The 22,434-nt window shown below is 56.2% G+C and carries 23 protein-coding genes and 1 tRNA gene; 11 read left to right on the plus strand and 13 right to left on the minus strand.

Going from position 1 to position 22,434, the window contains the following annotated elements; all coding sequences use genetic code 11:
• Positions 1–9: 9 nt before the first annotated feature.
• Positions 10–1,758, minus strand: a complete 1,749-nt coding sequence (locus AAIE04_RS04575) for an AAA family ATPase (RefSeq protein ID WP_498576573.1) — start codon at positions 1,756–1,758, stop codon at positions 10–12.
• Between the two features lie 210 nt (positions 1,759–1,968).
• Between AAIE04_RS04575 and matP the strand changes: the two genes are divergently transcribed.
• Positions 1,969–2,427 (plus strand): macrodomain Ter protein MatP, encoded by a 459-nt coding sequence (gene matP, locus AAIE04_RS04580; RefSeq protein WP_019454505.1) that lies wholly within the window; start codon positions 1,969–1,971, stop codon positions 2,425–2,427.
• 106 nt (positions 2,428–2,533) lie between these two features.
• On the opposite strand, the gene ompA is transcribed toward matP, so the two are convergent.
• Together ompA and sulA are read right to left on the minus strand one after the other, a co-directional pair.
• Positions 2,534–3,613 (minus strand): porin OmpA, encoded by a 1,080-nt coding sequence (ompA, locus tag AAIE04_RS04585; RefSeq protein ID WP_025159667.1) that lies wholly within the window; start codon positions 3,611–3,613, stop codon positions 2,534–2,536.
• A gap of 357 nt (positions 3,614–3,970) precedes the next feature.
• Positions 3,971–4,477 carry an SOS-induced cell division inhibitor SulA gene (sulA, locus tag AAIE04_RS04590; protein ID WP_074054581.1) on the minus strand — a complete coding sequence of 169 codons (507 nt, stop codon included), beginning with the start codon at positions 4,475–4,477 and terminating at the stop codon, positions 3,971–3,973.
• Between the two features lie 230 nt (positions 4,478–4,707).
• On the opposite strand from sulA, the gene AAIE04_RS04595 reads away from it, so the two are divergent.
• The gene (locus AAIE04_RS04595) at positions 4,708–5,364 is read left to right on the plus strand and encodes a TfoX/Sxy family DNA transformation protein (RefSeq protein WP_025159666.1); all 657 of its coding nucleotides are present in this window, start codon (positions 4,708–4,710) and stop codon (positions 5,362–5,364) included.
• Between the two features lie 3 nt (positions 5,365–5,367).
• Here AAIE04_RS04595 and yccS read toward each other — a convergent pair whose 3' ends face one another.
• Positions 5,368–7,503, minus strand: coding sequence for a YccS family putative transporter (gene yccS / locus AAIE04_RS04600; protein ID WP_498576574.1), 2,136 nt, complete (start codon positions 7,501–7,503; stop codon positions 5,368–5,370).
• A 26-nt stretch (positions 7,504–7,529) separates the two neighbouring features.
• The gene (locus AAIE04_RS04605; RefSeq protein WP_025159665.1) at positions 7,530–7,982 is read right to left on the minus strand and encodes a YccF domain-containing protein; all 453 of its coding nucleotides are present in this window, start codon (positions 7,980–7,982) and stop codon (positions 7,530–7,532) included.
• 166 nt (positions 7,983–8,148) lie between these two features.
• On the opposite strand from AAIE04_RS04605, the gene helD reads away from it, so the two are divergent.
• Entirely contained in the window at positions 8,149–10,203 is a 2,055-nt protein-coding gene (gene helD / locus AAIE04_RS04610) for a DNA helicase IV (protein WP_498576575.1), read from the plus strand.
• A gap of 33 nt (positions 10,204–10,236) precedes the next feature.
• Here helD and AAIE04_RS04615 read toward each other — a convergent pair whose 3' ends face one another.
• Both AAIE04_RS04615 and AAIE04_RS04620 read right to left on the minus strand, forming a co-directional pair.
• On the minus strand, positions 10,237–10,695 hold the full coding sequence (locus AAIE04_RS04615) for a methylglyoxal synthase (protein ID WP_015377363.1): 459 nt from the start codon (positions 10,693–10,695) through the stop codon (positions 10,237–10,239).
• A gap of 123 nt (positions 10,696–10,818) precedes the next feature.
• Entirely contained in the window at positions 10,819–11,484 is a 666-nt protein-coding gene (locus AAIE04_RS04620; RefSeq protein ID WP_498576638.1) for a DUF2057 family protein, read from the minus strand.
• Positions 11,485–11,739: 255 nt separating this feature from the next.
• Here AAIE04_RS04620 and AAIE04_RS04625 point away from each other — a divergent pair, with 255 nt between their 5' ends.
• Positions 11,740–12,153, plus strand: a complete 414-nt coding sequence (locus AAIE04_RS04625) for a CoA-binding protein (RefSeq protein WP_019454497.1) — start codon at positions 11,740–11,742, stop codon at positions 12,151–12,153.
• Positions 12,154–12,210: 57 nt separating this feature from the next.
• Here AAIE04_RS04625 and hspQ read toward each other — a convergent pair whose 3' ends face one another.
• Complete coding sequence (gene hspQ / locus AAIE04_RS04630) at positions 12,211–12,528, minus strand: heat shock protein HspQ (protein WP_004928104.1); 318 nt, start codon at positions 12,526–12,528, stop codon at positions 12,211–12,213.
• Between the two features lie 60 nt (positions 12,529–12,588).
• The gene (gene rlmI, locus AAIE04_RS04635) at positions 12,589–13,779 is read right to left on the minus strand and encodes a 23S rRNA (cytosine(1962)-C(5))-methyltransferase RlmI (RefSeq protein ID WP_063919149.1); all 1,191 of its coding nucleotides are present in this window, start codon (positions 13,777–13,779) and stop codon (positions 12,589–12,591) included.
• Positions 13,780–13,872: 93 nt separating this feature from the next.
• Here rlmI and yccX point away from each other — a divergent pair, with 93 nt between their 5' ends.
• Complete coding sequence (yccX, locus tag AAIE04_RS04640; protein WP_498576576.1) at positions 13,873–14,151, plus strand: acylphosphatase; 279 nt, start codon at positions 13,873–13,875, stop codon at positions 14,149–14,151.
• Between the two features lie 34 nt (positions 14,152–14,185).
• Here the strand turns inward: yccX and tusE are convergent, their stop codons facing one another.
• Both tusE and yccA read right to left on the minus strand, forming a co-directional pair.
• Positions 14,186–14,515: a sulfurtransferase TusE gene (gene tusE, locus AAIE04_RS04645; protein ID WP_004928095.1), complete on the minus strand. Its 330-nt coding sequence runs from the start codon at positions 14,513–14,515 to the stop codon at positions 14,186–14,188.
• A 111-nt stretch (positions 14,516–14,626) separates the two neighbouring features.
• Complete coding sequence (gene yccA / locus AAIE04_RS04650; protein ID WP_004928091.1) at positions 14,627–15,286, minus strand: FtsH protease modulator YccA; 660 nt, start codon at positions 15,284–15,286, stop codon at positions 14,627–14,629.
• A 228-nt stretch (positions 15,287–15,514) separates the two neighbouring features.
• Here yccA and AAIE04_RS04655 point away from each other — a divergent pair.
• Both AAIE04_RS04655 and AAIE04_RS04660 read left to right on the plus strand, forming a co-directional pair.
• Positions 15,515–15,602 (plus strand) — tRNA-Ser (locus AAIE04_RS04655).
• A gap of 228 nt (positions 15,603–15,830) precedes the next feature.
• The gene (locus AAIE04_RS04660; protein WP_019456259.1) at positions 15,831–16,046 is read left to right on the plus strand and encodes a hypothetical protein; all 216 of its coding nucleotides are present in this window, start codon (positions 15,831–15,833) and stop codon (positions 16,044–16,046) included.
• Positions 16,047–16,136: 90 nt separating this feature from the next.
• On the opposite strand, the gene AAIE04_RS04665 is transcribed toward AAIE04_RS04660, so the two are convergent.
• A complete protein-coding gene (locus tag AAIE04_RS04665; protein WP_019456258.1) occupies positions 16,137–16,619 on the minus strand; it encodes a FidL-like protein in 483 nt (160 codons plus the stop codon).
• Positions 16,620–17,399: a winged helix-turn-helix domain-containing protein gene (locus AAIE04_RS04670; protein ID WP_498576577.1), complete on the minus strand. Its 780-nt coding sequence runs from the start codon at positions 17,397–17,399 to the stop codon at positions 16,620–16,622.
• A gap of 401 nt (positions 17,400–17,800) precedes the next feature.
• On the opposite strand from AAIE04_RS04670, the gene AAIE04_RS04675 reads away from it, so the two are divergent.
• From AAIE04_RS04675 to AAIE04_RS04690, 4 genes are all read left to right on the plus strand, one after another.
• Positions 17,801–18,412: a helix-turn-helix transcriptional regulator gene (locus AAIE04_RS04675; RefSeq protein ID WP_498576578.1), complete on the plus strand. Its 612-nt coding sequence runs from the start codon at positions 17,801–17,803 to the stop codon at positions 18,410–18,412.
• A gap of 181 nt (positions 18,413–18,593) precedes the next feature.
• On the plus strand, positions 18,594–19,178 hold the full coding sequence (locus tag AAIE04_RS04680; protein ID WP_498576579.1) for a fimbrial protein: 585 nt from the start codon (positions 18,594–18,596) through the stop codon (positions 19,176–19,178).
• Positions 19,179–19,227: 49 nt separating this feature from the next.
• Positions 19,228–19,923, plus strand: a complete 696-nt coding sequence (locus AAIE04_RS04685; RefSeq protein WP_063919152.1) for a fimbrial biogenesis chaperone — start codon at positions 19,228–19,230, stop codon at positions 19,921–19,923.
• Positions 19,924–19,938: 15 nt separating this feature from the next.
• Positions 19,939–22,431, plus strand: a complete 2,493-nt coding sequence (locus AAIE04_RS04690; protein ID WP_019456253.1) for a fimbria/pilus outer membrane usher protein — start codon at positions 19,939–19,941, stop codon at positions 22,429–22,431.
• The last annotated feature ends 3 nt before the right edge of the window (positions 22,432–22,434 follow it).

A 22,434-nucleotide genomic window follows, 5' to 3' on the forward strand; every position in this document is an offset into this window, starting at 1 on the left:
CAAGTCCGATCAGCCGTGGTTGAACCAGTTGAGCCAGCGCAGCGGCCACGGACGGCGGCGTTCCTGCAGGCTGACCTGCGCAATCCGTTCCTGAATGGCCGCCAACAGATTCGGCTGTTGTTCGTCAGAGTAGAGGCAACCCGTGAGCAAAGGCAAGGCTTCCGCCGCACTTTCGACTGCCCACAGATGGAACTGCCCCTCGCGCACCGCATCGACGATATCTTGACGCAGACACAGGTGGCGCACGTTGGTCACGGGCAATACGACGCCCTGTTTGCCCGTCAGACCGCGACGCAAACAAACCTCGAAGAAACCTTCGACCTTTTCGTTAACGCCGCCTATCGGCTGTACGTTGCCGAATTGGTCGACGGAGCCGGTGACGGCGATCTGTTGAGTGATCGGCTGCTGAGACAGGGCGCTGACCAATGCGCACAGCTCAGCCAGCGAGGCGCTGTCGCCGTCCACTTCACCGTAAGATTGTTCAAAGACGATCGAGGCGGAGAAGGGCAGTTGCTGATCCAGATCCAGCTCGGCGATCAGGAACGCCTGCATGATCATCATGCCTTTCGCGTGCAGGTTGCCGCCCAGTTCGGCTTTGCGCTCGACGTCAGTAAACTCGCCGTCGCCGAGGTGCACAACGCAGCTGATGCGCGATGGTTCGCCGAAGCTGCGCGGATGACCGGGATAATCCAGAACTGACAGCCCGTTGATCTGTCCGACGACTTCACCCTCGGTCTCAATCAGGATCTGGCCCAGTTCGATCTCATCCTGCATACGCTCGGCCAGATAGCTTTCACGCCATTCGCGGGCATTCAACGCCGCTTCAAACGCTTTGGCGGTAATGCGATCCTCTTCGGCATACAGAGCGGCTTCGGACAGCTGCTGACCAAGCCAAACCGGCGAGAGCGGCAGGATGCCCTGGTCGCCACTGTAACGCACCGCCTGGACTATCAGCGGCGACCAGGCGTCGGCCGCCAGCATCGGCAATTGCCGCTCGGCGATCACGCCGTTGACGTAGCCGCACCACTGCGCCATATCACCAACTTCGGTCAGCTGCAGGTCGTCTTCATATTCACCGTAGACCGCTTGTTCACTCAGCTCCGGCTCGATATCGTGGAAATCGGCCAGGCCGTGGCGGTCGCCGACGACGATCAGACGCAGATCCAGCGGCATTGGCGGAATGGCTACCGGCAGCGGGCGGGTTTCGTCGGGTGAAACCCAATGGAACTGGCGCTGGCCGATCATTTGCTTCAGCCGCAGCCATAGCAACGGCTGGGCCAGCAGGGCCCGGGCCGACAGGATCAGAATGCCGCCGTTGGCCTGGTGCACCAGGCCTGGCTGCAGGGTGATGTCACCATTGTGAATCCGCACGCAGCCAAACAGCTGCTCGGGTTCAATCCAATCCTGGAACACGCAAGCGCCGCCGGCGGCGAAAGGTTCATCGCCACGGCTGGCCGGTGCTACGCTGACCTGGCCATCCTGAATGACATAGTGGCTGCCGCGGAATGCGGTATTTTTCGTCAGCAGCGGCTTGACGGCGTTAGCGATCAGCTCCAGGTACTCGCGCGTTTCTTGCGCTTTCAACAGCATAAAGCGCGGCGGCGATTGGGGGTGGCAAAATAGCGTCAGGGCATTTTCCAGCCGAGGCTGAATGGCGGAAAAGGGCACGGGTGCCAACTGAGCGGCGGTATCAAATATCGCCTGATAAGGCGTTACGTCCGGCAATAAAGATTGCCATTCAAGTCGGTTATTGGTCAAAGTGTTAGATGCAATCGTTAAAAAGGGAAAGGGCGATTATACAAGAATAACGGCGGCTTGATACATGCGGAGTGCCAGTTGGCGTCAGGGAGTTTGACATCGCGCGATGACTGTGCAAAAAACAGTCTAAAAGACGGCTTAATTGCCGGGGAAATTCGGCGCAAAGCTGTTATGCTTAGTTGAAGTTACGCGGTCACTGAAGAGCTCAAGATGAAATATCAGCAACTGGAAAATCTGGAGAGCGGTTGGAAATGGAAGTACCTGGTGAAGAAGCACCGGGAAGGGGAACTCATTACCCGCTACATTGAAAACAGCGCTGCTCAGGAAGCGGTTAACGAGCTGCTGAAGCTGGAAAATGAGCCGGTAAAGGTACTTGCATGGATTGCCGCCCATATGAATCCGGAACTGGATAACCGGATGAAGCAAACGATCCGCGCCCGCCGCAAACGTCATTTTAACGCAGAACACCAGCATACGCGTAAAAAATCTATCGATTTGGAGTTTTTGGTTTGGCAACGCCTGGCTGCTTTAGCACGCCGCCGCGGCGTTACGCTGTCGGAAACCGTGGTGCAGCTTATCGAGGATGCTGAACGCAAAGAGAAGTATGCGAACCAGATGTCGTCGTTGAAAGAAGACCTGAAGGCGATTCTCGGTAAAGAGCCCAAGTAAACGGGGCTGAGGGAGGGCCTTCGGTTGCGTCTGGCTTTGAATGCTCGGATAAATTCAAGACGAAAAAAAACCCCGCAATGCGGGGTTTTTTACTAAGCGAGTAAACTTAGCCCTGAGGCTGAGTTACAACGTCTTTGATACCTTTAACTTCGATCTCTACGCGACGATCTGGTGCCAGGCAGTCGATCTGAGCTTTGGTAGCGCGGCCAGCTTTGTAGCCACAGGTGTTGCCTGTAACTGGATCAGCTTTGCCCATGCCACGTGCAGAGATTTTGTCTGACGGGATGCCTTTGGAGACCAGGTAGTCAACAACGCTTTGTGCGCGTTTTTCAGACAGTTTCTGGTTGTACTGAGCAGAACCAACGGCGTCGGTGTAACCCAGAACAACTACGGAACCGTCTTTAGGATCCATGGAGCTCAGCTGGGTGTACAGCTGATCCAGAGCCTGCTGACCTTGTGGCTTCAGAGTTGCTTTGTTGAAGTTGAACAGCACGTCAGACTTCAGAGTGAAACGCTTGGTTTCAACAACTGGAGCCGGAGCTGGAGCTGGAGCAACTGGAGCAACTACGTCATCCTGACCGAAGCGGTAAGAAACGCCCAGGCTCAGCATGGTGTTGTCTGGACGCGCGCCAACGGTACCTGCGTCACCGATGTTGCTTACGAACTGGTAGTCCAGGCGGGTAGCCCAGTTTTTGGTCAGTGCGTATTCAACACCAACAGCAGCCAGCGGAGAAACGCCGGTGTCGTGGTCGCTCAGGCGAGTGCCGTTGCCGTAGTTAGCTTTGGAGTCTGCGCGCCATACCATACCACCCAGACGAGTGTAGATGTCCAGATCGTCAGCAATTGGGTAGCTCAGTTTAGCGGCCAGTTGAACGCCCTGTGCTTTGAAAGCACCGTTGTTCACGCTGCCTTTGTAAGGCATGCGGCCGAGCCAGTCATAGCCCAGTTCGAAGCCCAGGTATTGGTTTGCCTGGTAGCCCAGGAACGCGCCTGCACCCAGCTGATCTTTGTGGGTTGGGCCGTTGCCGATACCGTTCTGGTAACCGTTACCGTAGAAACCAGTGTCGTGGTACTGGGACCAGCCCAGTTTAGCACCGGTGTACCAGGTGTTATCTTTTGGAGCGGCTTGCGCTACGGTAGCGAAACCTGCCAGTGCCACTGCTAATGCGATAGCTGTCTTTTTCATTTTGCGCCTCGTTATCATCCAAATAGGCAATGAGCTTTAAAGCTGTTTTAAGCCCTTGGTTAAATTCCTTCGCCAAGGTTTAAGCCCTCGTTTGTTACTCGCCAGTTTTTCTGGCGTTATAGAGCAACCTTGGCGATGTAAAGTCTACAACGTGGCGCGAAAGTTACAAGTGTGATGTGATAAGGCTCTAAAAAAAAACGCGGAATCGTACATATTTGCTAACATTCTTCGCCTAAAAAAACGGCGATTCACCGGGCGTTTTTTCGTGCCAAACCGCAGCCGGACTAGCTTTCTGCCTGACCCCGCAAAGGTTCCCTTCACGGGGTGCGAAAATGATGGGAAAAATCCTAAATTTACTTAATGATACAAAGAAGAGTGAATTTTTAGGGTGGAACAGTGTCCGTGAGTCGGGCCAATGTCACGTTGAGGACGCATGATAAACCCGTAGGCATTACCCAATTCTGCCGCACGTCTTAATTTTAGACGATCCTCCTCCGTTAGCTCGGGCAACCAGCCGAGAACCACGCTGTAATTTCCCGTTTGCAGCGCTTTTTCCATCGCCTCAACCGTATTTACCGGGCTGATTTGGCTTAGCTGCACCATTTTATCCACCGGCAGGCCGGATTGCTGCAGCCATTGCTTGCTTAATTTTTGCTGCGGCGTCAGCCATAAAAGCCAGCGAGACTGCTTGCCCAATTGCTGCAACAAGGGCAACAACAATTGAGCCACGGCGGGCTGGCGTTCGTTGTAAACAAGTTCACTGATCAAGCCATTCTCTTTGCCGACATCCGTGTTCTTCGCAACGTTGCGCGCTGTAAAAGCGCCTTGGCCGAAATGAGGTTGGTAGAGTGATTGAGTACGCATTGAGTTCCCGCCCGTCGTGTTACTGTATGTTTATACAGTATCCCTGATTTAGGATAAGATCAACCCAAATTTTCGTAGCGGCTCGCATAATTACGAACATTTTTTATACCGGGGTTTGTTTGGGATTGGCAGGCGGACGGATAGTGCGTATTTTTCTAATTAGTTGTTCACGTTACTTTTTTCATTGATGAGAGAAATATTACGACCAGAACCTAAAACGGAGAAACGCTATGAAAAGGATGTCGACGAGTAGAATCGCGCAGGCTAAAAATTGCTTTGCGGCGCTGGGGGCCATCACCACGCGATCGCAGTTTGGCGGCTACGGCCTGCTGGCTGAAGGGGTCATGTTCGCCGTGATCGCAGAAGGCGAGCTGTATTTGCGAGCAACGGCGAGCATGGAGCCGGTGTTTCGCGCACGGGGAATGGTCAACATGGTCTATTCCAAGCGGGGCGTGCCGATCACACTGCGTTATTACTGGGTCGACGAGTCGCTGTGGCGCGAGTGCAACGAGCTGGTCGGGCTGGCTTGGCAGGCGGTCAGAGAGGCGCGCCGGGAGCAAAGGCTCAAGGCCGGCGATCACGGCAGGTTGAAGGCGCTGCCGAATATTGACGTCAATATGGAGCGTCTGCTGTGGCGAGCGGGTATTCGCAACGCCTATGATCTCCGATTGCAAGGTGCCAAGCGCAGCTATCTGCGTTTACTGCAACAGCAGACCAATCTGGGGCTGCGAGTCTTGCTGTCGCTGGGGGGCGCGATAGCCGGCTATCACCAGGCGGCGTTGCCGGCCGAATTGCGTAACGAGCTGGTGCGCTGGTTCGAACATACGATGGCGATGCGCCGTCACGGACATGAACCGGTGATTCAGGGCCCGTCGATCAGGCCCTGAACATTAGGTTGCCTTATTAATTTGGGCGTGCAGCGCGGTGAGCTCCGGCAGAAGTTCGAGCATCAGCCCCACCTGCTGCAGGACCAACTGTTCTTTGCTTTCCGGCTCAGGAACGGCTTTGCGAATGCGCTCAGCCAGCTGCTCCAACGCCTGCGCAACCCGCTGGCTGTTCTGCTCTTCCTGATGCAAGGCACCATCCACGTAACACACAGCGTCATTGAGCAGATCGAGCGTGGCGGGGGTACCCAGCCGCTCGCGATGCGCCCCCAATGCCGAGATATAGCTCAGAAGAGTGTGGTTCAGGCAGAGCAGGCGGAAGGCCGCCTCCTGCAGGGCCTTGTCGGCTTTGGGATCGGCGGACATGTTAGAGATGACCGAAGCCAATTCGGCGTCGCTGTTGTGGGCGTCCCGCCGCGCAATGCGGTAGGCGAGGCCGTTATCCTTACCCTGATGATATTGCACCAGAATGGCGTCCAGATAGCGGCAGTTGGCATTCAGCGTTTTATCCACCACCACCGGCAACTGGCGGAATTTCCAGTCCGGCCAGATAAAGCTGACCGCCGCCCAGGCGATGGCGCAGCCCAGCAACGTGTCGTAAACGCGCGGGGCAGCCACTTCGAACCCTTCGCCCAACAGGTTAAAGCACAATAATACCAGCAGCGTGATAAACATGGTGGCGTGGGCATATTGCACGGTGCGGAAAGCGAAGAACAGAATCCCGGTGATAACGATCAACACCAGCTGCCCTTCCACTGAAGGTACGAAATAGAGGATTGGCAAACCGATCAGTATGCCGGCCAGGGTGCCGATGATGCGCAGCGCCAGGCGCCGGCGGGTGGCGTTATAGTTCGGCTGGCAGACGAACAGGCTGGTCAACAGGATCCAGTAGCCGTGCTGCATGCCGGTGAATTGAATGAAGGCGTAGCCTACGCACAGCACTGCCGACATGCGGATGGCGTGACGGAACAGGGCCGATTGGGGCGTTAAATGGCGGCTGATGCGCAGGCGGATGTCGCTCCAGCCGGTTAAGCGGTCGTCGGCCAGGCTGTTCTCTTCCGCCTGCCCGCTGGCCAATGTCTGCTCTGATTCGATATTGGCCAACTGCGCATCGATCGCATGCAGGTTTTTCAGCAGATGCGCCAACGCCTTGGCTTGCTCGGCATTACCCTGGGTTTCGGCGATGCGCGTCAAGGCTTCCTGAATGCGGTTGAACGCCGGCTCAAAACGCGGGTTGTGCTGGTACTTTTGCCGTAACAGGATGGATTGCGCCAGCTGGCGACAGGCGCGCGCCTGCATGCTCAGCAACCGCTGGAAGCGGAACAGAATGTCGCTGTGTCGGAATTGTCGGCTGAGCGCATGATACTGAACGTGGGAAGAGCTGGCGCGTTCGTGGATATCTTGGGCGACAAAATAGTAGTGCAAGGTGCGGCGAGTGCCGCGCTGGCCGCGATCGCCTTTCAGGCGCGTCAACAGCGAGGCTTTGGTTTGATTGAGCAATGCAACCAAGGCGCTGTTGGCCATCGCGACATCCATCCACGGCAGGTCGGCGTCGCGCTCGGCATCGGGATCGAACAGGTTGGCTTTGGCGTCCAGATAGTTGGCCAATTGATCGTAGCAGCGCGCCAGGTTCTCTTGCAGCGGCCGGATAGGAAACAACAGGTGGCCTGCCAGCGTCAGCAGGTTATACCACAGTGCGCCGATCACCAGCAGCAGCGGCTGTTGATACCAGGCATCGTACATGGCGGTGCCGAGCATGGTGTAAACCGCGATCAGCAGCGCGCCGAAGGCGATGGTGGCGTAACGTTGCCCCAGGGCGCCAAGAAGAATAAAACCGCAGGTCGACGTGGTTAAGCCCAGGGCGAATAACCAGGGATAGGGGAACAGCAGCTCGATCGAGGCGGAGGCGATAAAGAAACATACCAGGGTGATCAGCAGATTGCGCAGCCGGCCGGCCAGGCGATCGTCCAAATCAGTCAGGGCCGCCGCCACCACGCCCAGCGTGAGCGGGATGGTCAGCTTGGGAATGCCCAGCCACCAGGGAACGGCGGTGGTGCCGGTCAGCGCAATAAGGATGCGCAGGTGGTACAGCAGGTTGCTGTTGTAGGTATATCGACGAACTGCGGGTGCAAAAGAGAGCACGAAAAACTCCTCAAACGGAGAAAAAATTAACGCTGTTGATATTGGCGGCGAGCATTCTCAATACGGGCTTGCTGAGCCATTTCTACCGAGACGACGCGGCGTCCCACCGGCCACAGTGCGATGGCGGCAATTTTGAAGTTGGCGATGCCGACCGGAATGCCAATGATCGAAATGCACTGCACGATACCGGCGGCGATGTGCGACAGGCACAGCCACCAGCCGAACAGCACCAGCCAGATAATGTTGAGCAGCGAACCGCCGGCGGAGAGCAGAGTATTGCTTTTCTCCGGGTACAGTTCATCGACGTGTATCGCCTCGTTGCCGAACGGCACCAGTGACAGCTTGGTGATTTCCCAGCAGGAGCGGGTAAGCGGCAATGTGATGACCAGCAGCACGCTGAACACCGTGGCGATGAGCCAGCCGAACGTGGTGACGAAACCGCCCAACACAAAATTAAGAATATTCAGTACAGTACGCATAGACGTCATTCTGCTCTAATGATGGCCAAACCGCGATGCGGGCGTATTCACGATAAAAACGCAAAATCTATTCTACCCTTTTTTTAGCGCTAGAGTGCCACTGCTTATCGCAGGTAAACTGGCAGATATCCGTTATTTAATCTCAACATAGTCATGGCGCGACGATATGGAACTTAAAGCGACATCGCTGGGGAAACACCTGGCTCAGCACCCTTATAACCGCGTGCGGTTGCTGCACGCCGGTGTTGAGGTGAGCGGGGAAAAACATGAATACCTGATCCCCTTCAATCAATTGATTCAGGTCAGGTGCAAGCGCGGCATCGTCTGGGGCGAGCTGGAATTTGAGCTGCCGGACGAAAAAGTGGTGCGGCTGCACGGCACCGAATGGCAGGAAACTCAGCGTTTTTATCACTATCTGCAGCAGGCGTGGCAGCAGTGGAGCGCCGAAATGAGCGAGATCAGCGCCGGCGTGCTGCAACAGCAGGTGGCGCAGATCCAGCGCATCGAGCAACAAGATAAGTGGTTCAAAAAGTCTGAGTTGGGCAAGCTGCAGCAGCAAATTCGCGAGGCTTTCTCCGCGCTGCCGATGCCGGTGGCGCGCCTGGAGGCGTTCGATAACTGCCGCGCAGACTATCAGCTGTGTCTGCAATGGCTGCAGCAAGGGCAGCGCAGCGTCGACCAACGCAACCGGCAATGGACCGAGCGCATGCTGGAGCAGCATCATGACTTCTTCCAGACCGTCGAGAGTTCGCCGCTCAATGAGTCTCAGAGCCGTGCGGTGGTCAATGGCGAGGATTCCGTGCTGGTGCTGGCCGGTGCCGGCAGCGGCAAAACGTCAGTGCTGGTGGCGCGCGCCGGCTGGCTGTTGCGTCGTCAGGAGGCGGAGCCGGGTCAAATTTTGCTGTTGGCGTTCGGCCGTCAGGCCGCCGGTGAAATGAACGACCGCATTAAAGAACGCCTGGGTGATGTCGGCATTCAGGCCAAAACCTTTCATGCATTGGCGCTGCAAATCATTCAGCAGGGCAGTCGTAAAGCACCTGCCATCAGCCGGTTGGAAACCGACGCCAAAGTGCGCAAAGAGCTGCTGATTGCCCACTGGCGCCAACAGTGCGCGGAGAAGAAAGCCCAGGCCAAGGGGTGGCGTCAATGGTTGACTGAAGAGCTGGAATGGGACGTGCCGGAAGGCGACTTCTGGCAGGATAAACGCCTGGCGGATAGGCTGGCGGGCCGGCTGGAGCGCTGGCTGGGGCTGATGCGCATGCACGGCGGCAGCCAGGCGGAAATGATTGAGCAGGCGAATGAAGAGATTCGCGATCTGTTCTCGAAACGTATCCGGCTGATGGCACCGCTGCTTAAGGCCTGGAAAAGCGCCTTGAAAGAGGAGGGGGCGGTGGATTTCTCCGGCCTTATCCATCAGGCGGTCAACATTCTCGACAAGGGGCGCTTTGTCAGCCCGTGGAAACACATTCTGGTCGATGAATTTCAGGATATCTCGCCGCAGCGCGCGCTGTTGCTGGCGGCGCTGCGCCGGCAGAACAAACAGACCTGCCTGTTTGCGGTGGGCGATGACTGGCAGGCGATTTATCGCTTCAGCGGCGCAGAATTGACGTTAACCACAGCGTTCGCCACGAACTTCGGCGAAGGGGCGCAGTGCGCGCTGGATACCACTTATCGTTTCAATGAGCGGATCGGCGAGGTGGCTAACCGGTTCGTGCAGCAGAATCCGCATCAGCTGAAAAAACCGCTCAACAGCCTGAGCAAGGGCAATAAAAAGTCGGTGGCGATCTTGCCGCACGAGCAGTTGGAGCCCTTGTTGGACAAGCTGAGCGGTTATGCCAAGCCGGATGAGCGTATCCTGGTGTTGGCGCGTTATCACCATCTGAAACCGGAAGCGCTGGCGAAAGCAGCCACCCGCTGGCCCAAGCTGGATTTGGAGTTTATGACCATCCACGCCAGCAAGGGGCAACAGGCGGAATACGTCATCATCGCCGGTTTGCATGACGGGCGTGACGGCTTCCCTGCCGTGGCGCGTGAGTCGGTGTTGGAAGAGGTGCTGCTGCCGCAGCCGGAGGACTTCCCGGATGCTGAAGAGCGCCGCCTGCTGTATGTCGCATTGACTCGAGCCAAACATCAGGTTTGGCTGTTGCAGGATCCTGAACGTCCTTCGGTGTTCGTTGAACACCTGCGGGAGCTTGGCGTCCCGGCGCAGAAAAAGCCTTAAGCATCCGGCCTGGCGGCCGCCAGGCCGCGAGGACTATTTCAGGCGATCTTGCAGATAGCGCTGATAGTCGGGGATGGCGATCTCCACTTCGCTTTTGAACAGCGGAGAGTCAATGAGAAAATCCGCGGTTGAGCGGTTGGTGGCCACCGGGATATTCCATACGGTCGCCAGCCGCAACAACGCCTTCACGTCCGGGTCGTGCGGCACCGCATTCAGCGGATCCCAGAAGAAGATCAGCATGTCTATCTTGCCTTCCGCAATCAGTGCGCCGACTTGTTGATCGCCGCCCATCGGGCCACTTAGCATGCTGGTGACAGGAATGCCGCTGGCGCGCTGGATCAGGTTGCCGGTGGTGCCGGTAGCATACAGCTGGTGCTGCGCCAGAATGGTTTTGTGGCTTTCTACCCACTCCAGCAGGGCCTGTTTACGGTGATCGTGCGCCACCAGCGCAATGTGTTTGCGCGCGGCGATAGTGCGGGTGGTCAATTCCATCTCGATGTCCTTCGCTAATCGGGGATGTGCGACAGATTACTGAAACTGTTTTTCACTGCCTAGCGTTTGCACCAGAAAATGCGAAGAAACGGCGCCTTTGCGGGTAAAGGCGCCGAGGCGGGTTCAGCGCACCGGCTGCTTATTGGCCCAGCGCAGGAAACGCTTTTGCGTTTCCTTATCCGCTTGCTGGAACCAGTATTGCAGCATCTGCTCCGATACGTTTTCGCCTTTCAGCGTCACCGTCGGGGCATTCAACGGTGAGTTGGCCTGCGGGGATACCGGGGCATTACCGGCGTTCGTCTGCACGAAGGTCGGGACGGAGGCCGGGCGGTTTTGGCGGTTGTAATCCGTCATCACCTTTTCCAAATCGGCATTGAAAGTCACGCTGTCGGGATGCAGCACATCCTGTTTGAACGGCAGGGCGTTGCCCCCTTTGTCCACCACCAGGTAATTCAGCGTTTTGTCAAAGCGTTGCGCGTCACGATCGTTCTCAATACGCGGAATTTCGATCGCGACCTGGCTGATCTTTTGCGTATTGAAGGTGGCGATCAGCGGCAGGGATACATAGGTTTGCGCATGCTGGCCAGAATGTAGGGTTTTGGTCACTTTAAACAGCAATTGATGCTGCCCGCCATCCAGCTCAAGGCTGTCGGCGCCTTTTAACAACGAACCTGTCATTTTCTTGCCGTCGACCACCAGCAGGTCGATGTCCGGGGAGAGTTTCAGGGTCGTAGCCGCGGCAGGCATGCTGATGCTGATCAACGCCGCAACCACCAGACCAAATTTCATCATTATCTCCTTATAAAGTGACGTAGCTCTAAGTGTTGAACACGGCACAGGTTGTGTCAAAATTTTTCAATCGGGTATTTTGTTTACATTTTCACATATTTTATCGCGATTAGACACGACCATGCACAGCTGAACCGCGACAGCCTCAGACCATAAGATCGCGCTGAAGTTTCGCACGCGTTGCGTTTAGCCGAGAGAAGGCCGATCGGTTACACTCGAAACGGAGAGTGACGCAGTGATAAACGGGAGTTGAAGATGCAAGATCAAGAGATTGTTGAGCTGTTGCGGCAGGTGCAAACCATCGCGCTGGTGGGCGCCAGCGATAATCCGTCGCGGCCCAGCTATGGGGTGATGGCTTATCTGTTGGCGCAAGGGTATCAGGTGATCCCGGTCAGCCCAAAGCTGGCGGGGCAGACGCTGTTGGGCCAGCAGGTTTACGCGACGCTGGCAGACATTCCGCAGCCGGTGGATATGGTCGATGTTTTCCGCAATTCGCAGGCCGCGTACGGCGTGGCGCAAGAGGCGATAGCGATCGGCGCCAAGGCGCTGTGGCTGCAGATCGGAGTAGTTAACGACCAGGCGGCAGAGCTGGCACAACAGGCCGGGCTCCGGGTGGTGATGGATCGCTGTCCGAAAATCGACATCCCGCGTTTGGGGCTGGAGCGCTGAATAAAAAGGGCCTGGCGCGATGCCAGGCCCTCTCGGGTTTCTCAGGTCTTGGCGCGGTCAATTGCGCAAGCGTGGCGCCTGTAGCTGGTGGCGGATGGATTCCGCCAGCTCATCCAGCGATGGTTGCTCGGGGTGGGCTTCCTGGGGCTCGCCATCCAGCTGTGCTTCCGCCAGATAGGTGTGCACCGGTTGGCCTTCCTCGTCCTCCATCACCACGTGGTACCAAGGGGCGGAACGCAGTTCATCGTTCGCCGCTATCTCGTCAGCTTTGGGTTGTTCCAAAGAGTATTCGGGGTCGATATCGATCACGACGCCCAAATACCCCAGCAGTTTATGTCTAACCTGTTGTCCGATACCGAATTTGCTGGCAATCATGATGACCTCCTGAGAAACAATGCCTTGCTCATATATGGGGGCAAGGCAGCGCATTTCAAGTTACATCACCCGACAAGCGAAGCCTTTCAGATACAGCCCCTCAGGGTACGTGGCGATCACCGGGTGATCGGCGGCCTGCCGGAACTGCTCTATAAATTGTACATCACGTCCGGCATCTACAGCGGCGTCGGCCAAAATTTTCTGGAACAGGTCGGTCGGCATCAGCCCGGAGCAAGAGAAGCTGAGCAGAATACCGCCTGGGTTCAGCAGCTGCAGCGCCAGCATGTTGATGTCCTTGTAGCCGCGGCAGGCGCTGGCCAGCTGGTTCTTGTTCTCAACGAATTTCGGCGGATCCATGATGATCAGGTCGAACTTCTCGCCCTGGGTGCGGTAGTTGCGCAGCAGCTGGAACACGTCGTCGCGGACGAACTCCGCCTTGTTCAAATCCAGTTTGTTGAGCTCGACGTTCTGTTTGGCGATATCCAGCGCCGCCTGCGAGGTATCCACGCTGATCACCTGCGCGCAGTCGCCCATCAGAGCGGAAACGGCGAAGGCGCCGGTGTAGGAGAAGCAGTTCAGCACCCGACGGCCGGCGGAGTAGTTGCGCGCTGCCAGGCGGCTGTCGCGCTGATCGAGATAGAAGCCGGTCTTGTGCCCTTGCTGAATGTCCACCAGCAGCTTCATGCCGTGTTCGGTGATCGGCAATAGCTCAGGCGGCAGGTCGCCCAATACCGGGCCTTGCGCCAGCGGCAGTCCTTCTTTCTTGCGCACCGCGACGTCGGAGCGATCGTAAATCGAACATTCCGGGTAGCAATGCTGCAGGGCGGAAAGCAGGGCCGGGCGCTGGTATTCCGCGCCGGCGGACAGCAGCTGCAGCACCAGGAAATTCTGGAAGCGATCGATAGTGATGCCCGGCAGGCCGTCGGACTCGCCGGCGATCAGGCGATATCCGTCCAAACCGTCACGCTGCGCGACCCAATCACGCCAGCTTTGCGCTTGCTGCAGGCGTCGAATAAAGAAATCGATGTTAATCTCTTCATCCTGCTGGAAGGTCCAGACGCGTGCGCGGATCTGCGACTCGGGCGAATAGGCACCGCGAGCCAGCCATTTGCCCTGGCTGTCGAGAATATCGATGGTTTCACCGGAGAGAGCTTTACCCTCAACGCGTTGAACGGCGCCGGAGAACACCCAAGGGTGGCGACGGAGTAAGGACTTTTCACGTCCTTTGGCGAGAAACAGGCGTACGGTCATAATTAATAATGCTGCCAGCTAGGATAGAAAGAGTGACACGGCGGTGCAAAGGCACGGCAATGCCATAATGAAAACTGAATTAAGGGGGCGATTATGACACAAGTTTGCATTGCTGCGTATGTGTATGGCGTAGTGCAGGGGGTTGGGTTTCGCTATTCCACCCAGCGGCAGGCCGAGGCGCTGGGCGTGACCGGCTATGCGCGCAACCTTGATGACGGCAGCGTTCAGGTAGTGGCCTGTGGCGCTCAGGCCCAGGTGGATCTGCTGGTGGCATGGTTGAAACAGGGCGGCCCGCGCAGCGCGCGTGTCGAACGCGTGCTGGTGGAGCCGCAGGGCGTGGCCGATTACGCCGGGTTCGGCATTCGCTATTAAACGCTCGCCTGCAGCTGCGCTGCGGGCGGCGCAATCAGATGCATTTCACCGGCTTCGGCAACCCGGCTATCTTGGTGGCTTGTTTGGCCGGCCCTTTCGGGAACAGGCGATACAGGTAACGGCTGTTGCCTTTTTCCTCACCGTATTTCTGCGCCATGGCCTTGACCAGCATACGAATAGCCGGCGAAGTATTGAATTCCTGATAGAAGTCGCGCACGAAGCGCACCACTTCCCAGTGTGCTTCGGTGAGCACGATTTCTTCCTGCGCGGCCAGCAGCGGCGCCAGGCCCTCATGCCAGTCGGCGCTGTTTTTCAGATAGCCCTGCGCGTCAGTGTCGATAACCTGACCTTCAAACTCCAACATACTGCCTCGATAACGGATAATTCGGAACGGCCGCCAGTTTAGCAAATTTTTTCTGCCGCAAAAAACAAAGCCCCGCCGGAGCGGGGCCTGGAAGGCATGCGTAGCGTGCTATCAGTTGCTGCGGGCGAAGCCCAGAATGCTCAGCAGGCTGATGAACATGTTGTAGAGCGACACGTACAGGCTAACGGTGGCGCGAATGTAGTTGGTCTCGCCGCCGTGAATGATGTTGCTGGTTTCCCACAGGATAGCGCCGGCGGAGAACAGAATGAACAGCGCGCTGATCGCCAGATGCAGGGCAGGGATCTGCAGGAACAGGTTGGCGATCACCGCCACCAGCAGCACCACAAAACCGGCCATCATCATGCCTGACAGGAACGACATGTCCTTGCGCGTGGTCAGCACATAGGCCGAGCAGCAGAAGAACACCGCGGCGGTGCCGCCCAGCGCCAGCATGATCAGATCGCCCGCGCCGGCGTTCAGGAACGAGCTGAGGATCGGGCCGAGGGCATATCCCATGAACCCGGTCAGCGCGAACGCCGCCAGAATGCCCGCCGGGCTGTTGGCCAGCTTATGCGTCAGGAACATCAGGCCGTAGAAGCCGACCAGCATCAGCAATAAGCCCGGCGCCGGCAGGCCCAGCATCGTACTGGCGGTAGCGGTCAACGCCGAGAAAGCCAGCGTCAGGGATAACAGGAAATAGGTGTTGCGCAGGACTTTATGCGTGCTGAGCAGCGAGTCGCGCGAGGAAGACGAGACGACAATGCGGTCCATAATGCTCTCTCTTATCAAGCCATCACAAAATAATCCCGATGATAGGCAGCGCAAGCGTTTGATTAAAGTCTGTTTACCAATCTTTACCCTTAGTTATCATTATTGCAACCGCGCGGGAGCGGCTGCGCGTTTGTTCGCCGCTTGCATGAGCGTCGCCGATTTTTCGCGCGGTTGAACGCCGCCGGGCTTTACAAGCGAATAAGCTCTGTTTATAGTGCGCGTCGTTGCGGAGGGGTGGCCGAGTGGCTGAAGGCAACGGTCTTGAAAACCGTCGACGGGAAACCGTTCCAGAGTTCGAATCTCTGCTCCTCCGCCATACATTCTGACCCCGCGCTCTCTGAGCGCGGGGTTTTTTGCTTTTGCGTGCGGAGAAACCGGCGCGCTTTGGCAGGAAACGCGTTCGGCTATTGATAAGGGCCACGCATCGGTGAGATTATGCGGTCACCAAGGTCGGCCGTTCGGCTGCCTGCTGCTGTCAGGCGTGACCGGCGTAATAATCAACGCCGCCTTATCAATTTTGCGTAATGCTCTTATGGAGACAGAGATGAACTGGTATCAAGTCGCCCTATGGACCATGATCTTCCTGAAGTCCGGCGCTTTCCTGGTATTCGTATGGTGGTGGATGTTCAAACGCGCGACTAAACCTTATGTGCGCCCGCAGGACGTCGTGGTGGACGATAAGCCGTATGACGAGAATCTCACCATGGAAGAGGTGATGAAAAAACATGGCATTACCCGCGCGGAGAATTCGGTTCAATAAGCGCGTAGCTGCCGCCGGGGGCGTTTGTCACGATAGCGCCCCTGTTGATTTTCCTTTCCTGTCCCTGTTGGTTTGCGCGATGAGCGTCCGTTAGCGGCACATCGCGACGGGGAACAACACGCCGTGCATGATATAGGCGTCCTGCCGTACTTTTCGCATCGAAAAGAACCCGTTCTTAATGCCGAGAGAAATCATGGGGATCTCCTTGGTGAGCTCATCCGGTGCGTTGTCGTCGGGGCTTTTGATCACTTCACGTTGCGTCGTCATATAAAAGCCATCGCCTATTTTTTTGAGTTTAAAGATGAGTTTCTGGTCCAGATTGTAGGTTTTACCCCTGAGGGTGATATCGCCGCGTTGCACGATCACCGCCCTGTCTTCATCGTAAATGAACAAGCTGCCCGACACTTTCAGATCGAGAGCGTCGCCTGAAGCCAACAGCTTCCGAGTCACCGTCTCCGCCTTGCAGTTGATGTAGGAGGGGGGACGCAGGGTGAAGACGCGGACTATGACAATAAGAATAATCGCGGCTGACAAGCCGATAATCACTGCTTTGGGGGTGCGCAAGGCCGTCATTTATTTACCGTTGAGTATTTTATAGGTCACACACTGAGTGTATTGATGTTCATTTCCCAGGTAACAAACGCCGAGAAATGTGTCATAACTCAGCGTATGTCTGCGCATCGAAAAATAGACGTCGGCGCTGATTTTCTTACAATCTACGTTGCTGAGCTGCAATATCTTCCCCGCCATGCGTTTTTCCGCTTCATTATCGATGTGTTTTTCGGCATCCAGTGAATACAGAGTGCAGTTGTTTTGTTTTCCCAGCGCAATTAATTCTTGCTGCAGTTGCTTGGGAAATTCAATCGGATAGAACATCGCCATCATCAATAGTGTGGAGAGCAGGCCGATAATAATGACGGTTGGGGAGAGTCTCAGCCTTTTTAGCGCGTTATTGCGGCGTGGGGAAGGAAATGTCTCGGTCGGCAATGGCGTCTGGGACGGTATTTCCTCTACCAGAGGCAGGGAGTGTATTTCAACCAACGCGGTAAAGCAAAAACCGACCTTGGCAATGGTTTTTATGGGAGGCGTCTCCCTTCCCAGCAGCTTGAAGGCTTTTCTTATTTCACTCACGGCGACATTCAGGCTGATTGACGAGCCGGTAAAGCCGTATTCTTCCCATACCTTCTGTATCAATACCTCGCGTTTTAATGGAACGTTTGGATGCGTCAGCATTTCAATTAGCAGTCGTGATGCCGGGTTGGATATTCGTATTGATGACTCATGGTTATCAATAAGCTGGAGGTAACAGGTGCTTGCGTCATAGATCACGCAGAGATCGATAATGTATTTCATATTTGCAGGTTTTTATAAGGATATAGGCTTCCAATGCGCGGCTAGTATTTAGGTAAAAGGCAAGGAGGTCAAGGATTATGGCGGAATTCACAAGTGAAGCGGGTTGGTTTTTTATTTTTACGCTGGGCGCAATGTCTGACCTCGAGTGTGATGAATGATGTTTTAAGTGGTTTGTGCTAATAATTTTAATATTTTTAGATTATTGTGATTAAAATTTCTGTTATAAAAAATAATCTTTCTAGTGATGGCGGTTTGGTGCAGAATTATCCTGGCTGTACGGAACAGGGCTTCCCTGTGCATGTGGCTTATTTTCTATGTTTATCTGGTAATAAGAATTTTCCGTAAAAGTGTTTTTTTCAGTGATGATGACGTGTTCTGGTTAAGCCACGGATGGAGGGGATATGCTCCGTGTCGGTATTGTATCTGAAAATCTGTTCTTCAGAGAGGCGGTCAAGAGAATATTGACGCCAAGGATTTATCATCAAGAACACGTTATTACCTGTTACGGCGATTTGCCATTGGTAATGGGAAGTCGTTGTCATGATATTCTGGTTATTGACGACGCGGTAAAAAGCATGTTGCGTTTCAGCGTGGCGGTAACCTTATTACCGTCCATCCACGGGCTTAAATTTTTTATTGCAACGGAAGAGATGCGCCGCCTGCTATGTCGATCCTTCTGGCACGATGTCGTGGTGTTCGACAAACGGGACAGTGTATCTAATATGAGCCAGTCTCTGGCGTTATTACTGGCCGATATTCTCCGTTGCTCAGCATCGCCCCAAAAGATAGATGGCAGACCGGTTCGCGCGGCGAAATATTGCCTGACGGAAAGCGAGGCGGAAACTCTCCATTTGCTTTCTTTTGGCTATACGGTGACTCAGGTTTCCAAAATGTTGGATAAAAGCGTAAAAACCGTCAGCACGCAGAAATGCAGTGCGTTACGCAAAATGGGGCTGGAAAACCGGGTGCATAATTTGTTGGGGATTTCTTCCGGTTTTATAGGAGAGAGGTAGGGGGCTATTTCTCGCTTATATTCCTGGTGGATGCATCACGTTATTTATTGGTTTTTATAAAAACAGGAATGTGATCGCTATTTTTTTTGCCTCTGTATTACGGGGAGGGACTGTTTCATCCCGCCGGCAGCGGCCGCTTTATTTATTCTCTCAAACCAAACTGTTATGGAGTTTTATCATCATGATGAAGAAGATGTTTTCTGTTGCAATCATGGCGGCTGCGGTCGCTGCGCCTATGGCTTTCGCTGAAGATAATTCCGCCGGTGGCGTCATTAACTTTACCGGTGCCATTACCGACACCACCTGTACCATCAACGGCGGCAAAAGTGCGGATTTCACCGTAGCGCTGAGCCCGATCTCGGTGACCGATGCCGGTAACGCCGTTGGGCCAATCACCAAGAACAAAAAGTCCTTCTCGCTGACCTTCTCCGGCTGTTCGCCGGCGGCCGGCACGGCAGGCACCCCGCTGAAAATTTACTTCTCCTCCGCGGATAACATTTCCACTGACGGCAAATATTTGCTGAACAACTCGGTCAACGAGAACGACGCTTCCGTCGCGAAGAACGTGGGCTTCTCTCTGGCGGAAACCGGTTCTTCTACGCCGATCCAACTGAACGTGCCGTATGTCACCGACATCATGGGCGACAAAACGGCGCCGGATTCGGAAACTCTGACGCTGGATGCGTACTACTACAAAACCAACGCCGAAGCGGCAAAAGTGGGCGCTCTGAGCTCCAACGTGACTTACACCATTTCTTACCTGTAATCACGCTGACCGCCAGGCCCCTGACCGGGCCTGGCCACTCGGGGGAACGATGAAAAAATACTTGATGATGGCGGCGTTGCTGCTCACTGCCGTTGGCGCTCAGGCCAACGTGGTGGTTAACGGGACGCGGGTTATTTATCCGGCAAACAACAAGGACGTGATTGTCCAACTGCTGAACAATGGCGCCGACCCCTCATTGGTTCAGGCCTGGATCGACGACGGCGATATCAATTCCACCCCGGAAACCGCCAATGTGCCGTTTTTGCTGTCGCCGCCGGTGGTGAAGGTCAACGGCAATAGCGGCCAGCAGCTGCGAATTCAGAAAGTCGGCGCCGCGTTGGCGGCGGATCGCGAATCGGTGTTCTATCTCAACGTGCTGGATATCCCGCCGACGCCGGAAAACCTGCAGGGCACCAACACGCTGCAGCTGGCGATCAAGTCGCGCATCAAACTGTTCTACCGTCCGCCGGCGTTAACCCGCGGCGTAGAAAGCGCGTTGGAAAAACTGACGCTGCAAGCCAACGGCAAAGGGTTCGACGTCACCAACAGCAGCCCGTATTTCATCACGATAGCGAATATCGGCCAGGGCGCGGACAAACACTTGCTGGTTGACTCGCTCATGGTTGCGCCGTTTTCCACCCAGTTTGCCGCCAGCAAACGATCGGTCACTAAAAACGCCCGCTATGACCTGATGTATATCGACGATCTGGGGGCTTACAAGTCTAAAGCCGTCACCGCACACTAACCTGAAAGAACAACAATGAAGCTGAATAAAAAAGTCCTCTCGTTGCTGACCGCCTCTTCATTCTTGTTGCCGGACACGGCCTGGGCGGTGACGTTCGATACTTCGCTGCTGGCCGGCGAATCGCGCGATTCCGATCTTTCGCGTTTTTATCTCAACAATGACATGCCTGCCGGCCGGCAGGAGATCGATGTGTATGTCAACCATGACTGGAAAGGGCGCTACGCGCTGCTGTTTGGCGCCCAGCGCGACGATATTCAAATCGACTACCGGGATGCGCAGCGGCTGGGCATCGATCTGAGCCGGTTGCCGGCGCCTCAGGCGCCCCAGGAGACGCTGCCAATCGCCACGCTGGTACAGGGCGGGCGGTTTGATATGGACGTCGGCGCGCTTAGCCTGCGGTTGACGGTGCCGCAGGCGCGGGTCAACCGGTCGGAGGCGGGGTATGTCGATCCCGCCTTTTGGAATCGCGGCATCTCAGCGCTGACGCTGGCCTACAACGCGACCTACTATCACGCAGAGACGCACGGCGACGGCAATCGCAGCAGCAATGACGATCTCTATACCGGGCTGGAGTCAGGGATCAACCTGGCCGGTTGGCAATTTCGCGACAGCAGCAGCTTTCGCCACGGCAGCGGGCGTGGTAGTCACTGGCAAAACAACACGCGCTATCTGCAGCGCGGCTTCGCCGACATCAAATCCAACCTGACCGTCGGCGATTTTTATTCGCCGGGGGATCTGTTCGACTCGGTGCGCATTCGTGGGGTGGCGCTGGCGTCGGACATCAGCATGCGCCCCAACTCGCAGCAAGGTTTTTCACCGATCGTTCGGGGCGTGGCGCAAACCAACGCGTTGGTGAAAGTGGTGCAGAACGGCAACGTCATCTATCAGGAAAACGTGCCGCCGGGCGCCTTTACGCTCGACAGCATTCAACCTACCGGCTCGGCGGGCGATCTGTGGGTGACGGTCAAAGAAGCGGATGGGCGCGAGCAGTCGTTCAGCGTGCCGTTTTCCGCCGTGCCCAACATGTTGAAGCAGGGTGTCGGCCAATACAGCGTGCTGGCGGGCAAGGTTAACGAAAGCAATACCGATTACGATCCCGGCTTTGTGCAAGGCACCTTGCAGTATGGTTTCAATAACCTGGTGACCGGCTATGCCGGCAGCATTTTGAGCGACGATTATCAGGCCTGGCTGCTCGGCAGCGGCTGGAACCTGCCGATTGGGGCGGTGTCCATCGATCTGACGCATGCCGATACCCGTCTGAAAAATCGCCGCGAAAGCGGGCAGAGCTTTCGCATCGCCTACAGTAAATTTCTCGATGTCACCGCCACCAACTTCACGTTGGCGGCCTACCGTTACTCCACCCGCGGTTACTACAGCTTTACCGACGCCATTTACTCCAATGACGGCTATCGCCAACTGGAGCGGCAATTTGATCGCTGGCGCGACGAAGAGGGTGTATCGGAACTGGATATGAACACCTGGGATGCGCTGCGTTCCGCGCGGCCGAAAAATACCTTTACGCTTAACCTGAACCAGCGCCTGAACGAAGGCTGGGGCACGTTGTTCTTCTCCGGCTCTCAGCGCGATTACTGGACGGCCAACGCCAAGAGCCGCGAATACCAGCTGGGCTACTCCAACAATCTGGGGCGCGTCAGCTACGCGGTTTCCGCCAGCCGGGTGCGCAACAGCCAGCGTGAAGAAGAGACGCGCTATTACCTGTCATTCAGCCTGCCGCTGTCGGTATTCGACAACAACGCCTATCTCAGCACCGGTCTGTCGGCGACGGACTCTCACTATCAGCAAAGCACGGTCAGCCTGAGCGGCAACGCGCTGGAATCCAACCGCCTGAGTTACTCGCTGAGCGGCAGCAACCGCAGCGGCGGTGACAATATGGCCAGCGTCAATGCGGCCTATCGCGCTCGCGCTTCGACGCTGGGCGTCTCCTACAGCGAAGGCAACGATTATCGTCAGAGCGGCCTCAGCGCACGCGGCAGCCTGGTGGCGATCCCCTGGCATCTGCTGGCGTCGAACGAAATCGGTAACACCATGACGGTGGTGGAGGCGCCGCAGGCTGCGGGGTTGATGGTCAACGGCGACGAAAGCATCGTCACCAACGCGCAAGGATTGGCGCTGGTGCCCTACGCCACGCCGTACCGGCAAAACTCGATCACGCTATCGGATACCGGCCACAGCAGCGGGGCGGAAATCAGCGGCAACGTCGCCAACCACGTGCCTTACTACGGCGCGGTCAGCTACCTGAAATTCGAAACCGATCAACGCCGGCCATTCCAGCAACGGGCGCAACGCGCCGATGGCGCGCCGCTGCCGTTCGGCGCCGAAGTGCTGGATGAACACGATCGGTCGGTAGGCTTTGTCGGCCAGGCCAGCGTGCTGTATCTGCGCGCAGAACAGCCGCCAACGGCGTTAACGGTGCAACTGCGCGATGGCCGCTGCCGCATCGCCAAACCTACTCTGACGCTGGATGCGTCGCCCGGCGTTTGCCGCTAATAC

The organism is Serratia sp. Ae19-1, assembly GCF_059801225.1.